The organism is Sphingobacterium sp. 1.A.5 (genome assembly GCF_002734235.1).
GTDB classification, from domain to species: Bacteria; Bacteroidota; Bacteroidia; order Sphingobacteriales; family Sphingobacteriaceae; genus Sphingobacterium; species Sphingobacterium daejeonense.
This window is the reverse complement of the sequence record NZ_PEBA01000033.1, coordinates 1-13,398: the sequence shown is the minus strand read 5'-3', so window position 1 is coordinate 13,398 and position 13,398 is coordinate 1. Positions and strand designations below refer to the sequence as shown.

Sequence of the window (13,398 nt, the reverse complement as noted above, 5' to 3'; positions counted from 1 at the left end):
CAAATGCCGGGACAAAAAGGTCGCATTTACCAAACTAGGCCTGTGGCATAATCAGGTTGAGAATGCGGGCATTGCTTCCTTTGAGAGCGTAGCAAGATCCATTGCAGCTCATCATCAATACATTCTCCATTACTTCGACAACAGAAGTACTAATGCATCGGCAGAATCATTCAATGCAAAACTCAAAGCTTTCAGGAGTGTCTTCCGTGGCGTAAGGGACACAACATTCTTCCTGTACAGAGTGATGAAATTGTATGCTTAAAAGTCTTTACCCCCCAAACTTTCGGTATGATCCACAACTATTTCGTCCACCCATCCTCCTTAGTGTATACACTATCCTGCCAAAATCCCTAAAAACAAAAAAAGCCCATCTTTCGATGAGCTTCTCTTTCTGTACCCAGGGCCGGGATCGAACCGGCACGAATTGCTTCATTGGTGTTTGAGACCAACGCGTCTACCAATTCCGCCACCTGGGCTTATTCCCTTTGGAACGATGCAAATATAGGGCTTATCATTAATTCTGCAAAAATAATTTTATCCTAAGCCCTAAACTGACTGATTTAGAACTTATTTATTTTTAAAATACCCCCTTCATAGGCCATTTTTCTCTCTATGCCTTATCCGCCAACACCGCCAAAAATCCTGTCGCCAGTAATCCAATAAAACTTAAAATATAAAGTCCCAGCATTACTATTGCCATAATGCCGATGAATTTATAATGTCTTTTCAAAAACTGGAATGAAGTAGTCAATTGATCGTTGTTTCTAGTATTCAGAGCTGAAGTAAGATTAGTGCCAAATTTATAAAGCCACCAAATAGGAGCAATGTAAAGAGCAATAACTATGATGGCAGTAATTAACAGAGGCAACATGGCAACAGTATTAAATCCATTTCCATAGGTTGTAGAAGCCCCAAGAGAATACAGAAAAAATAAAACTACCATTAATAAATAAAAACCCATTCCGATTAATCCTAGGATAGAGAGAAATTTTGCCCATTTTGCAGTTTCTCTCAGAAACTCTCCACTCATCGGCGTAATGACAAGGTCTCTATCGTAAATGCTTGGGTTGCTGCCTGGGTTTGGTTGGTAGGGGGAGTTGGGGTTGATTTCGTTGTTTTCCATAATATAAATGTTTAGAGGTTATTCTTTGTTTTTTAAAAGTACAACAGTGGTTTTATTATATGTAATTTAGCAATAATAATTTGAATGAGTTAAATAATTTATCGTGGTCTCTGCTCTACTTAAATGAAATAAGAAGAAAAGTTGCGTGAAAATTGTTAAAATTTATTTGAGTTGGCTTGTTTTTTGTAATTTAAAGGGAGATAAACCATTTGTAATTATGATGAGAGTAATGATTTTAGCCTTTGTGCTGTTGATTTCCAAAGAGATAAGTGCTCAAGATATAGATTTGAATACCGTTCGTAACGATTTCAACAAGGGCGTGAAAGACGAAGAATTATGTAAAAAGCATCTGGAAGTTCTTGAGAAAAAAGCAGATTCTCCCGTAGAGCGAGGTTATGCTGCAGCTTACCATATGTTTATGGCAAAGCATACTTCCAATCCATTCAAAAAGATGAGTTATTTTAAAGATGGAAAGAATAAATTGGAAAAAGAACTCAAGGCAAATCCAAACAATGTAGAGCTGCGGTTTATACGTTTGAGCATTCAGTATCATATCCCAAAATATTTAGGGTACCATCATGAAATTGAAAAAGACAAGGATTTTGTTATGAATAACCTCCACAAACTCAACGATAAATACACGAAAGATAAAATTTATAAATATTTAAAGGGTGCTAATATGTATACTGCCGATGAATTAGCGTTATTAGGTAGGTAAATATTTATATTAGCGATATGAAGATAAAGTACATTTTATTAATTGCAGTTACATTTTTGGTGCATACAGTGGATGCACAGATTAAGCAAACCATCAATGAATTTTCAGTATTAGAAGTGACAGATAGGCTGTGGGTGAGCATTGTTCCCAGTGATCGCCATGAAATCGAAATTAAGGGAGATTTAGCTGATAAGGTTGAAGCAGTATATTCCCAAGGACAGTTGAGATTGAAAATGAAGGGTGGTTATATAATGCAGGGTGATCAAGCCAATGTTGTGGTTTATACACCTTCAGTCTCTAAGATCATAGCAAAAAAGGGCTCGGAAGTGAATGTTGAGGAGTCGGCGATAGAGGAGGAGGCAATGAGTTTTACGGCTTCCGAAGGGGCTAAGATCAGAGCATTGATCAATGCTGTGGGAGTTGATGCAACGGTGAATACTGGGGCTTCAATTGATTTATTGGGCTCAGCAACCAAGTTAAATGTCAGAACTACCGCCGGTGCAAACTTTTATGGTAAGGACCTGAAAACTGATATAGTCCATGTAAGAGTGAATGCTGGGGGGAAAACAGAGGTTTATGCGACTGAGTCTGCAGATGTAGAAACCAGAGCTGGAGGAACTATAGATGTATATGGAAATCCAACCAACAAAAGAGATAAAAAAATTGCTGGTGGAAGGATAACTTTCCACAAATAATAAGCAATCTTATGACGGGAAAGCAAGCATAAAAATGCTTGCTTTCTTTTTTGATGCAATAAGTTAACATTTCCTCTAATAAAATAGCTATTGATTTGTTAACTTTGCGCCATGTCAGAAAAAATTATCATTCTCGATTTTGGATCGCAATATACTCAGTTAATTGCGCGTCGCGTTAGGGAACTAAATGTATACTGTGAAATTCACCCATTCAACAACCTTCCAGAATTTGATGGAACCGTAAAAGGTGTGATTTTTTCAGGAAGTCCTTATTCCGTTCGTCAAGAAGACGCCCCTCAGATTGACTTCAAATCTATTCAGGAGAAATTCCCACTTTTAGGGGTTTGTTATGGTGCTCAATATATTGCCCAACATTCTGGTGGGGAAGTATTGCCGTCGGAAATTAGAGAATACGGACGTGCGAATTTGCAATTTGTAAACCAAGAGAATGATCTGTTGAAAGGCATACCTACACAATCGCAAGTATGGATGTCGCACGGTGATACCATAAAACAAGTCCCAGATAATTTTAAAATTATTGCAAGTACGGACAAAGTTCGTGTCGCAGCATACCAAATCGAAGGAACCAATACTTACGGAATTCAATTCCACCCTGAAGTTACTCACAGTACTGATGGACAAGTATTGTTAAAGAATTTTGTGATTGACATTTGTGGTTGTACCCAAGACTGGACAGCGGATGCATTCGTAGAAACAACTGTTGCTGAACTTAAGGAACAATTAGGTAACGACCATGTTATCATGGCTTTATCCGGTGGAGTAGATTCTACAGTTGCTGCGGTTTTATTACATCATGCAATTGGCGATAAACTACATTGTTTCTTTGTAGACCATGGATTATTACGTAAAGATGAATACGAGCAGGTATTGGCATCTTACCAAAACATGGGATTGAATATTAAAGGTGTAAATGCAAAAGACCTATTTTATTCAAGATTGGCAGGTGTATCCGAACCAGAACAAAAGAGAAAGATTATAGGTGCTTCATTTATTGATGTATTTGATGAAGCAGCAAAAGAAATACAAAAAGAATTGCCAGATGGTTTAGAGGCAAAATGGTTGGGACAAGGAACTATTTATCCGGATATTATTGAATCTATTTCGGTGAAGGGTCCTTCTGCTACTATTAAGTCTCACCATAACGTTGGTGGTCTGCCAGACTATATGAAATTAAAGGTTATTGAGCCTTTAAAGACTTTATTTAAGGATGAGGTACGCCGCGTTGGTAAGTCATTAGAGGTTGATCCAGCTATCTTAGGAAGACACCCTTTCCCAGGTCCTGGATTAGCAATTAGAATTTTAGGCGATATTACTGAAGAAAAGGTACGGATTTTGCAAGAAGCTGATGACATTTACATTCGCAACCTGAAAGAATCAGGTTGGTATGATAAAGTATGGCAAGCAGGAACTATTTTCTTGCCGGTTCAATCAGTCGGAGTGATGGGTGATGAACGTACCTATGAACACGTAGTCGCACTAAGAGCAGTAGGATCCCTTGATGGGATGACAGCTGATTGGATTCATTTGCCATATGATTTGTTAGCTAAAATTTCAAACGAGATTATTAATCATGTCAAAGGAATCAATAGAGTCGTATATGATATCAGTTCAAAACCACCAGCAACCATTGAGTGGGAATAAGTTGAAAAATATTTACAGAGGAACACTTGCAGCTCTTTGTATAGGCGCTGTTCTAACGGTTAGTTCATGTTCACCAAAAACTACAGGTGGGGTCTTAAAAAACCCTAACGTTTATGGTAATAAAGGAAACGAAGCCGAAAAGAATAAAACCGAAGAAGAGAAAAAAGAAGAATCGAAAAAAGAAGAAGCAGTAAAAGCAGACCAATCGAAAAGTATTGCCTTGCTTTTACCATTTCAACTGAATATGATCTCCAATCAAAACGTAGTAGAAGCAGATGTTAAGCGTTCAGCATTAGCATTGGACTTTTACCAAGGTTTCCAATTGGGGGTTAATGAAGCTGCCAAGAAACCTGGTGATTTCAATATCAAGGTAATGGATACCCAAGATAATGAGATGAAAAATCTTTCCATCGCAGGATCCAAAGAAATTGAAGATGCCAGCCTCATCGTAGGACCTGTATATCCTAAAGAAATTAGATCATTCGCTAAAGGAAATAAAAACACAAAAGTATTACAGGTAAGTCCTTTGGCTGCAACCATGCCAACAGAATTCAATATCTCAAATTTAGTGTCATTGACGCCACCAATACGCATCCATATGCGTACAATCGTGGCTGAAATGATGAACCGTTATATGGATGGTGATGTAATAATAGTATTTGATGCTAGAGATAATGATCACCGTAATTTTATAGCTGGTTTTGATGAAGAAGTTAAAAAGATCAATCCAAATGCTAAAATTGTCCATGTAACTTCTGCTTCACAGTTGCAATCCTCTATTCCTGATGAAGGTACGGCATTGGTGGTCAGCGGAACTACAGAGAGAACACAACTTAGATCTTTAGTTAATGCATTGGACAATAAAGTAGGAAGCGGTTATTCAGTGCGTCTATATGGCCATCCACTTTGGTCTCGTATTGATTTCAAACCATATGATAATTTCTACCGTATGGATCCAACTATTACTTCAGAAAGCCATCTAAAAGTATGGAGTTCTGATGTTCAGAATTTCCAGAAAAACTATAAATCAACTTTCAAAATAGACCCTTCTGATTATGCTTACAAAGGATATGATGCAGGTAAATATTTCGCTAACCTATTGAATAAATACGGACCGGAATATGCTGAAAAAGTAGTTGATGAAAAATATACTGGAATATTCAGTGATTATCAATTCAATTACAATCCGACTTGGGGATATGTGAACCAAGCCGTAAAAGTAAGAACCTACCGTAACGGTTCTTTTCAATAAAATACTTTGGAAGTAAATAGCAAAAGAGTAAATCAACAAGTTCGAAACTTCGAACGTACGATACAGGAATATCAGTTCAAAGAACCTTTCTCTAGGTTTTTAACTCAATTCTACAAGAATAACAGGCAAATGGGTTCATCCGATAGAAGGATGAACTCTAGGCTCTGCTATAATTATTTTAGGTTAGGAAAAGCATTTTCTAACCTTTCTGTTTTAGATAGGCTTTGTATTGCTGAGTTTCTTTGTGAGCAAAACTCAGCGGTAGTGGCTGTTAATAAGCCAGAATGGATTGAGAAATCAACAGAAGGCATTGAAGAAAAAATCAATTTTATTGAAGCACAATTCGGCCAATTCTTGGATGATGTATTTCCATTTACTTCTTTGCTTTCACCGAACATTGAGAAAAGAAGTTTTATAATATCTCATTTTATTCAGCCAAACCTTTATATCAGAGTACAGAAGGGAATGGAAAGTAAAGTCAAGAAAACATTGGAGAAGAATGAAATCCCATTCGAGGAACTATCTTCTCAAACCCTTGCCTTGCCAAACGGTACCAATCTTCAGCAATTGAAATCTTTGGATGGTGATTACGAAGTTCAGGATTGGGCATCACAACAAAGCTTGAATGAAGTTTCTGTACCCCCAAAAAGCTCTTGGTGGGACTGCTGTGCTGCGTCGGGAGGTAAATCCCTACTATTGTTGGACAAGGAATCAAATATCAAATTATTGGTTTCAGATGTCCGTCTAAGTATCCTTAGGAACCTTGATGAACGTTTTGAAAAAGCTGACGTTAAGACTTATTATCGCAAAAAGATATTGGACTTAAGCAAACCTGTTGATCATATCATGGGAGAAGATCGCTTTGATGGTATTATCGTCGATGCTCCGTGTACAGGATCAGGAACCTGGGGAAGAACTCCAGAGATGCTACAAAAGTTCAAAACAAGTGAAATCGAAAATTTCTCCACGCTACAAAAACAGATTGTGAAAAATGTTGTCCCTTACTTAAAATCAGGGAAAACACTGGTTTATATAACCTGTTCAGTATTTGCTGCTGAGAATGAAGAAATAACCCAATACATAACAGACCACCTCGGATTAGAACTGGAAAATCAACAAGCCATAATAGGCTATGACAAGAAAGCAGATTCGATGTTTGTCGCTCGTTTTAAAAAACCTTAGTCACAATTTAAAGGTATTACAAGGACAGGGCAAGTAGCTTTACGGATTAGAGCTTCAGAAACCGAACCAGATAAAAAATGGTCAAAGCCTGTACGGCCATTATTGCCCATGATAATAAGGTCTGCAGTCCATTCTTTGGCAACTTGTAAAATCTCATCCCTTACGTCACCAACACGGTTGAATGTGAATGTTTCAGAAGCATTTTGGAATTCTGTAGCCAGATTGTTCAAGAAATCCTGGGATGCTTGTTGCTGTATTTCAGAAACCTCAGGAACAATGATAGGTTGCTGACCTAATAATGGATCAACTCCGTATGAAGTAGGAGAGGTTGGAGGCACTACGGTAACCAAAGCAAGTGCAGGATGTATTTCGTCTACAATTTCTCGAGCATAATCGATTGCCCTACGGGAACATGGCGTTTCATCGATCGCTAATAGTATTCGATTGAACTTTTTAGTTGTCATGATATTTAGATTATAATGTATATCTAATATATAAAAAACGTTTAAATTAGCTTAATTGTTTTAACAAACAACATAATTATGGCATTAGGAATTTGTGTTTTAAGTTCGATTTCCGTTTTGGAAACTCCGAAATTTTCCTCAAATAGAGTATATGAACTTTTATTTGGAGAAGCTTTTACAATAATCGAAAAACAGAAATCTTGGACACGTATTCAAATCATGGATACAGAAATCCAAGGATGGATCATGGAAGGTCAATTTGAAATGGTAGAAGAGGTTATACCAGCAGATTTTATCATTGATGAAGTCGGCGGGTATGCTGTCGCTGGAGAGAATAAAACAATGCAAATATTTCATGGAAGCCCAATCCCTGAAAACAAAAGTATAGTAACAGCTTCTGACAATTATAAAATCTTATCAGACCTCCGTGATACCCAAGAAGGGTATGATGAAGAAAGAGATAGAGAGCAATTGGAAAACTTTGTAGCTTCCTACCTTAATACTCCATATCTATACAAAGGAAGAACCATTCATGGCTTAGACAGTATTGGCCTCTGCGGTTTGTTTTACAGACATTTTGGCCTTGAATTACCCAAGGACCTAGAGTCAATCCTCCAAATCGGAACCCCAATAGACTTTATCTCAGAAATAAAAGGTGGTGATTTAGCATTCTTCGTAAACGAACAAGGAGAAGTGGACCACCTTGGAATTATCATCTCCGACGAAGAGATCCTACATGTCGTCGAAAAAGTCAGAATCGACTCCATCGACAACGAAGGAATCTACAATCATGACCTACAACAAACGACTCATCGGTTGAGGATTGTGAAGAGGTTAGATATGAGATATGAGATTTGAGATTTGTGACAGTGGGGGTGATAGAAGCTTGTAGGGATAAAACATTTTTTATTATAGATGTGAGATTTGAGATGTGAGATTTGAGACGGTGGGCATGATAGAAGCTTGGTCGGTTAAGCCATTTTTTAAGAATAGATATGACTTAGAATTGGGATTAGAATTATTAGGGTTTATATCGCATATCTCACATCTCATTTCACATATCTTTTTTATCCTTAATATCGCATATCTCATATCCCACATCTCATATCAATTCATAAAAAAAGCGGCCTTTTCAAGCCGCTTTATTTATGAATTACACATTGAACCTGAAGTGCATAATGTCCCCATCTTCAACGATATATGTTTTTCCTTCGACGGATAATTTTCCGGCTTCTTTAACGGCTGCTTCTGAGCCGTACTGAACGAAGTCATTATATTTTATTACTTCGGCACGGATAAATCCTTTTTCGAAATCGGTATGGATTACACCGGCTGCTTGAGGTGCCGTAAATCCTTTTTCGATTGTCCAAGCACGAACCTCTTGAACACCTGCAGTGAAGTAAGTTGCTAAGTCTAACAAGGAGTAAGCTGCGCGGATTAATTTGTGAACACCAGATTCATCAAGACCTAAATCTTCCAAGAACATTTTGCGTTCTTCATAATCTTCTAATTGAGCAATTTCAGATTCGATCTGAGCGGAGATTATCAATACCTCTGCATTTTCGTCCTTTACCGCTTCCTTAACCTTTTCTACATAAGCATTTCCTGTATTCACAGAACCTTCATCTACATTACAAACGTAAAGAACAGGTTTAACTGTTAATAAAGTAAGGTCATCGATAAATTCAAAATCTTCTTCAGAGATAGGTGCTGTACGTGCAGACTTGCCTGATTCCAAGTGGTTTTTAACGACAGTAAGCACATCAAATGTTTTCTTTGCATCCTTATCGCCACCAGTTTTGGCCATTTTCTCAACTTTCTGAATACGCTTAACTACAGTGTCTAAGTCTTTCAGTTGAAGTTCAGTATCAATGATTTCTTTATCACGGATAGGGTCAACAGAACCATCAACGTGGATCACATTGCCGTCATCAAAACATCTTAGTACATGGATGATAGCATTTGTAGTACGGATGTTACCCAAAAACTGATTTCCAAGACCTTCACCTTTAGAAGCACCTTTTACTAATCCAGCGATATCTACGATTTCGATGGTGTTAGGAACGATACGTTGAGGATTTACAAGCTCCGCTAACGTATTAAGGCGAGCATCAGGTACAGTAATAACACCAACATTGGGTTCAATTGTACAGAATGGAAAGTTCGCTGCTTGTGCTTTAGCGTTTGATAAACAGTTAAATAAGGTTGATTTACCTACGTTTGGTAGGCCTACGATACCACATTGTAATGCCATGTTGCGATTTTGTTAAAATTGCGACAAAGATAACAAAATACGACTACAAAACCGAGACTGATAAACAGTATTTTTTAAGCCGATAACCTCAGTAACTTTTCTAAAAAATGACAAAAAGATGAAAAATAACGTGCTGATTTTGAGTGATGTAGATAAAATTTTACAAATTTTAACATTTTCTCGTTAATCCTTAACTTAAAAATGCGTGTCAGAACAATAAAAATAAACGGACGTTTGGGTCCTAAAAATATAAGGAGGTTTTTTATGAAAAAGTTATTTTACGCAGCATTATTCTTGGGAGGTTTATTCTTTGTTAAACCTGCAGAGGCACAAGTAAACGTAAGTTTTAATATCGGTTTACAGCCTTCATGGGGTCCAGTAGGATATGACTACGCCAGATATTATTACATGCCTGAATTTGATATGTATTATGATATTTCTAGCAGGCATTATACCTATTACGATGGACGCAGATGGATTTCGCATAGTTCAATACCAAGAAGATATAGAGGACGTGACTTTCATAGAACTTACAAAGTAGTGATTAATGAGTCTAGACCTTGGAGAAATCACCGCCATTATTATGACCGTTATCATGGCTACTCCAGAAACTATTCTCAAGTAGCAATCAGGGACGGAGGACGCGATTATCGAAGAGCTGACAAGCACTACCGCAAAATGGAAAAGAAGCATTATAAACAACATCGCAAGATGGAAAAACGCTGGAATAAAGGTAGACATCACAGAGATTAGCATTATAATATAGGGATAAATTAGAGGGGACTTCAAAAAAGAAGTCCCTTTCTTTATTCGACAAATTATAGTACTTTTGTGAAAATTTTAATACATCCTTTTTGGCTATGTTGAAAAAGTCGTTTGTCGCTGTTTTAGCAGTGATTTCTGCCCTAACTACGGTTTTATCATGTAATTCTATTGTTGGCTCAACAACTAGTAATCTTACCGATTCTTTAGAAAATTCTCTTACTGAAGGAAATACCAAAGGAAAGCAAGATACCGTGAAATTAATGGACATTTTAGACTCTTTGAACAGAGGTAAAATAGTGTTCCCAGCACTTGATTCAATCAATAAAATTGATCCAAAAGTAGCTAAACGACAATTCAGAGATTCTATTTATAGAGAGTTAAACAAAAAAGACAAACATATCTTTCTGACTTTCGATGATGGACCATTGATCGGGAGTTCAGCTATTGATTCTATTATTACCTCTAAAGACATCAAGATCAGTACATTTCTGGTTGGTAAACATGCTGGAATGAGCAAAAGATTAAAACGTGATTTTGATCGTTATATGAACAATCCATTGGTCGAATGTTATAACCATAGTTTTACACATGCTGCCAATAAATTCCATGCCTTTTATAGCAATCCAGAAATCGCAGTTTCCGATTTTGAGAAATGTGAAACCTCATTGGGGCTAAAACATAAAATCGTGAGAATGCCAGGAAGAAATATTTGGCTTTTTGATGATGTTCGCAGAGTAGATTTAACCTCAGGAGCACAAACAGCAGATTTATTGGGAGTGAATGGCTATAAGATTTACGGGTGGGACGTAGAATGGAAGATCAACGGACTTAGCGGAAAACCAGTTCAGTCAGTTGAAGAAGTTTATCGGAGAATAAATAATATGCTCGGTAATAAATCAACATTGAAACCAAATAATATCGTGCTTTTGATGCATGATGATATGTTCCAAAATAAAAAAGGACAACAATTGTTGAGTAATTTGATTGACAGCCTAAAACAACATAAAGATTATAAATTTGATTTTATTGCAAATTATCCAATAAAATATTAGTGAAGGTGGGTTAGGCTTAAACTTTTTGTACATAAAGGAGTTTAACATTTATGACCATTTCTCAATTATTTAAAAAATTACTACCATTTACCAAACCGTATAAAAACTTAATTTTCTATACGCTTATCTTAACAGTAATAGGGTCGTTTGCAGCTCAAGTAAATGCCTTTATACTTAAATATACCGTAGATACCATCAGCGATCTACTGGTCAATAAAACCCCACTCCGAACGGGATTATATCTTCTCGGAATTATATCAGCCATCTTGTTGGGAAAGGAAATTATATATTCCATTGTCCAGTTCGGACAGAAATACTACGGTGAGAAATTAAGGATTATGATTGCCAGGGATTTTTCCCAAGCTATTGTAGACCGAATTCTGACCTATAAAATGGCATTCTACACCTCCAGTGTCAATGAATCCGGAAAACTTCAAACGCGTATTGACGCTGGTATCAGTTCCCTTACACGATTAGTGCAGAACTTCTTTATAGATATTCTCCCATTATTTGCCAATGCAATCGTGGCTCTAGTCTGTATGTTTCTGGCCAACTTCTATGTAGGGCTTGTAGGTTTGTTTATAATTCCAATATATTTCTATGTTTCTCAATTGCAAGCAAAACGATTGTCTGGGTTTCGAAGGAATATGCGCCAATATAGAGAGAACAAAAGTAACCAATTGATCAATTTGATTGATTCAATTACAGTTATCAAATCCTTTGTAAGAGAAGAAACAGAAGCTGAAAAACATAAGGATATCCAATTTGAGATGACCGAGAATCAAATGGCTACTCGCAAGACATCCTTTATTTTTGAAAGCATCAAAGGATTTATAGAGCAAATTGGAGTCGTTATAGTGATCATCCTGACTGCTTATTTTGTTTTGAATGAGCAGATGTCCATTGGAGCGATTATGTTCCACATTATGTTGTTCAATAACGTGTCAGCTCCAATTAGGCAGTTGCACCGTATATATGATGAGGTAAATGATGCCTTGATCTATTCAGAGAGCTTTTTTGGAATTTTGGAAGATGAAGGCCAAAAAGAACCTTCAGGAAATTATAGACCCGATAAAATAAATGGCCTAATTGAGATTAAGAATGTTGATTTCAGCTATCCGAATGGTCACCAAGCATTAACTGATGTGAGCATGCGAATATGCCCTAACCAAAATACAGCTTTGGTAGGCTTATCAGGGGCGGGAAAAAGTACCATCATAAATCTATTGGATAAATTCTATGAACCTACCACTGGTGCCATTTATTTGGATGGGGTAGACCTTAGAGAATATGATACTGAGTTCTTGAGAGAAAATATAGGTTTGGTGTTGCAGAAGAACCATATTTTTAAAGGTTCCATTGCAGATAATATCCGTTATGGAAAAACTGATGCTACATTGGATGAAGTGATGGATGCAGCAAAAAAAGCATCTATACATGAACAGGTTCTAGATTTGCCAAATGGATATGATTCTGAAGCGCATTTATTATCCGGTGGACAGCAACAGCGTATTGCAATAGCGAGAATGTTCCTGAAAAACCCACCCATTATTTTCTTGGACGAACCTACTGCAAACTTAGATGCAATAGCTACTGAACAAATTAAAAATAGCCTGGATGCTATAAAAGTTGGCAGAACAGTTATTATTGTTTCCCACAGTATTTCTCAGATAATCGATTCAGAACATATCATAGTAATGGAAAAAGGTCGGGTAGTAGAAGACGGTACACATGAGGAACTTTTTGATATGCATGGTGCTTATTACAAGATCTTTAGTGCAATGGCAAACAGCTTGAATATTCATAAGATTACTGAATCCATGCGAGAAGATTAAATTCTTGATATTTTAGGCGTGTTTTTTGTTAATGGAAAATTAAGATTCTAATATTAGAGAATATTAATTTATGCTATACCCAATTCTAAGGTCATTCAGTACTGTCCTAAATAAATTTTTTGGCATAAAAAATCCTTCTCCATTTGTGTTCAATTGAAGAATTTGGTTAATTACTGGAAAGGTATCCTATGTGTGTTACTAAAAGAGCACATATTGTCCTTTTTTATCGGGAGGTTTTCCTGAAATGAACGGATCATCAGCCCATTTCCACAGATCAATTTTCACGAATATGTTCATCCTGATAAAGTTGACCAGATTCGAGAGGTTCCAATTGTATTTTGCCTTCTTCTGGATGTACTTAAAGAGCAGGATCCCGATAAGTGCAGTCCATATTTT

The 13,398-nt window shown here is 36.8% G+C and carries 13 protein-coding genes, 1 tRNA gene and 1 pseudogene; 10 read left to right on the top strand and 5 right to left on the bottom strand.

The features are described from left to right. A partial coding sequence (locus tag CRT24_RS12835) for a transposase (RefSeq protein WP_144034583.1) occupies nucleotides 1–262 on the top strand: 262 nt, incomplete at its 5' end. A gap of 132 nt (nucleotides 263–394) precedes the next feature. Here the strand turns inward: CRT24_RS12835 and CRT24_RS12830 are convergent. Together CRT24_RS12830 and CRT24_RS12825 are read right to left on the bottom strand one after the other, a co-directional pair. Then, nucleotides 395–476 (bottom strand) — tRNA-Leu (locus CRT24_RS12830). Nucleotides 477–610: 134 nt separating this feature from the next. Further along, nucleotides 611–1,123 carry a hypothetical protein gene (locus CRT24_RS12825; RefSeq protein WP_099371624.1) on the bottom strand — a complete coding sequence of 171 codons (513 nt, stop codon included), beginning with the start codon at nucleotides 1,121–1,123 and terminating at the stop codon, nucleotides 611–613. Between the two features lie 217 nt (nucleotides 1,124–1,340). Between CRT24_RS12825 and CRT24_RS12820 the strand changes: the two genes are divergently transcribed. From CRT24_RS12820 to CRT24_RS12800, 5 genes are all read left to right on the top strand, one after another. Next, a complete protein-coding gene (locus CRT24_RS12820) occupies nucleotides 1,341–1,841 on the top strand; it encodes a hypothetical protein (RefSeq protein ID WP_257214038.1) in 501 nt (166 codons plus the stop codon). A gap of 17 nt (nucleotides 1,842–1,858) precedes the next feature. Next, on the top strand, nucleotides 1,859–2,536 hold the full coding sequence (locus CRT24_RS12815) for a GIN domain-containing protein (protein ID WP_099371623.1): 678 nt from the start codon (nucleotides 1,859–1,861) through the stop codon (nucleotides 2,534–2,536). Nucleotides 2,537–2,647: 111 nt separating this feature from the next. Further along, entirely contained in the window at nucleotides 2,648–4,198 is a 1,551-nt protein-coding gene (guaA, locus tag CRT24_RS12810) for a glutamine-hydrolyzing GMP synthase (RefSeq protein WP_099371622.1), read from the top strand. After that, nucleotides 4,155–5,450 carry an ABC transporter substrate-binding protein gene (locus CRT24_RS12805; protein ID WP_144034585.1) on the top strand — a complete coding sequence of 432 codons (1,296 nt, stop codon included), beginning with the start codon at nucleotides 4,155–4,157 and terminating at the stop codon, nucleotides 5,448–5,450. Before guaA ends, CRT24_RS12805 begins: the two co-directional genes overlap by 44 nt. Before the next feature lie 6 nt (nucleotides 5,451–5,456). Continuing rightward, nucleotides 5,457–6,632, top strand: coding sequence for an RNA methyltransferase (locus tag CRT24_RS12800; RefSeq protein WP_099371620.1), 1,176 nt, complete (start codon nucleotides 5,457–5,459; stop codon nucleotides 6,630–6,632). On the opposite strand, the gene CRT24_RS12795 is transcribed toward CRT24_RS12800, so the two are convergent. Continuing rightward, complete coding sequence (locus tag CRT24_RS12795; RefSeq protein ID WP_099371619.1) at nucleotides 6,629–7,096, bottom strand: universal stress protein; 468 nt, start codon at nucleotides 7,094–7,096, stop codon at nucleotides 6,629–6,631. The genes CRT24_RS12800 and CRT24_RS12795 overlap by 4 nt on opposite strands. 78 nt (nucleotides 7,097–7,174) lie before the next feature. On the opposite strand from CRT24_RS12795, the gene CRT24_RS12790 reads away from it, so the two are divergent. Beyond that, nucleotides 7,175–7,954: a C40 family peptidase gene (locus CRT24_RS12790; RefSeq protein WP_099371618.1), complete on the top strand. Its 780-nt coding sequence runs from the start codon at nucleotides 7,175–7,177 to the stop codon at nucleotides 7,952–7,954. A gap of 295 nt (nucleotides 7,955–8,249) precedes the next feature. On the opposite strand, the gene ychF is transcribed toward CRT24_RS12790, so the two are convergent. Next, on the bottom strand, nucleotides 8,250–9,350 hold the full coding sequence (gene ychF / locus CRT24_RS12785; RefSeq protein ID WP_099371617.1) for a redox-regulated ATPase YchF: 1,101 nt from the start codon (nucleotides 9,348–9,350) through the stop codon (nucleotides 8,250–8,252). Nucleotides 9,351–9,614: 264 nt separating this feature from the next. Between ychF and CRT24_RS12780 the strand changes: the two genes are divergently transcribed. The 3 genes from CRT24_RS12780 (at nucleotide 9,615) to CRT24_RS12770 (ending at nucleotide 13,002) form a co-directional block, all read left to right on the top strand. Further along, entirely contained in the window at nucleotides 9,615–10,103 is a 489-nt protein-coding gene (locus CRT24_RS12780; protein ID WP_099371616.1) for a hypothetical protein, read from the top strand. 107 nt (nucleotides 10,104–10,210) lie between these two features. Further along, the gene (locus CRT24_RS12775) at nucleotides 10,211–11,167 is read left to right on the top strand and encodes a polysaccharide deacetylase family protein (protein WP_099371615.1); all 957 of its coding nucleotides are present in this window, start codon (nucleotides 10,211–10,213) and stop codon (nucleotides 11,165–11,167) included. A gap of 50 nt (nucleotides 11,168–11,217) precedes the next feature. Beyond that, nucleotides 11,218–13,002, top strand: coding sequence for an ABC transporter ATP-binding protein (locus CRT24_RS12770; protein WP_099371614.1), 1,785 nt, complete (start codon nucleotides 11,218–11,220; stop codon nucleotides 13,000–13,002). A gap of 198 nt (nucleotides 13,003–13,200) precedes the next feature. Here the strand turns inward: CRT24_RS12770 and CRT24_RS20905 are convergent. Beyond that, a pseudogene (locus CRT24_RS20905) lies at nucleotides 13,201–13,398 on the bottom strand (IS4 family transposase); the annotation flags it as partial.

What these genes read in the sequence shown, in the direction of transcription:
- CRT24_RS12780 (WP_099371616.1), top strand. Translation starts at nt 9,615, where the DNA reads ATGAAAAAGTTATTTTACGCAGCATTATTCTTGGGAGGTTTATTCTTT.
- CRT24_RS12775 (WP_099371615.1), top strand. Translation starts at nt 10,211, where the DNA reads ATGTTGAAAAAGTCGTTTGTCGCTGTTTTAGCAGTGATTTCTGCCCTA.
- CRT24_RS12825 (WP_099371624.1), bottom strand. Translation starts at nt 1,123, where the DNA reads ATGGAAAACAACGAAATCAACCCCAACTCCCCCTACCAACCAAACCCA.
- guaA (WP_099371622.1), top strand. Translation starts at nt 2,648, where the DNA reads ATGTCAGAAAAAATTATCATTCTCGATTTTGGATCGCAATATACTCAG.
- CRT24_RS12805 (WP_144034585.1), top strand. Translation starts at nt 4,155, where the DNA reads ATGATATCAGTTCAAAACCACCAGCAACCATTGAGTGGGAATAAGTTG.
- CRT24_RS12820 (WP_257214038.1), top strand. Translation starts at nt 1,341, where the DNA reads ATGATGAGAGTAATGATTTTAGCCTTTGTGCTGTTGATTTCCAAAGAG.
- CRT24_RS12790 (WP_099371618.1), top strand. Translation starts at nt 7,175, where the DNA reads ATGGCATTAGGAATTTGTGTTTTAAGTTCGATTTCCGTTTTGGAAACT.
- CRT24_RS12795 (WP_099371619.1), bottom strand. Translation starts at nt 7,096, where the DNA reads ATGACAACTAAAAAGTTCAATCGAATACTATTAGCGATCGATGAAACG.
- CRT24_RS12815 (WP_099371623.1), top strand. Translation starts at nt 1,859, where the DNA reads ATGAAGATAAAGTACATTTTATTAATTGCAGTTACATTTTTGGTGCAT.
- ychF (WP_099371617.1), bottom strand. Translation starts at nt 9,350, where the DNA reads ATGGCATTACAATGTGGTATCGTAGGCCTACCAAACGTAGGTAAATCA.
- CRT24_RS12770 (WP_099371614.1), top strand. Translation starts at nt 11,218, where the DNA reads ATGACCATTTCTCAATTATTTAAAAAATTACTACCATTTACCAAACCG.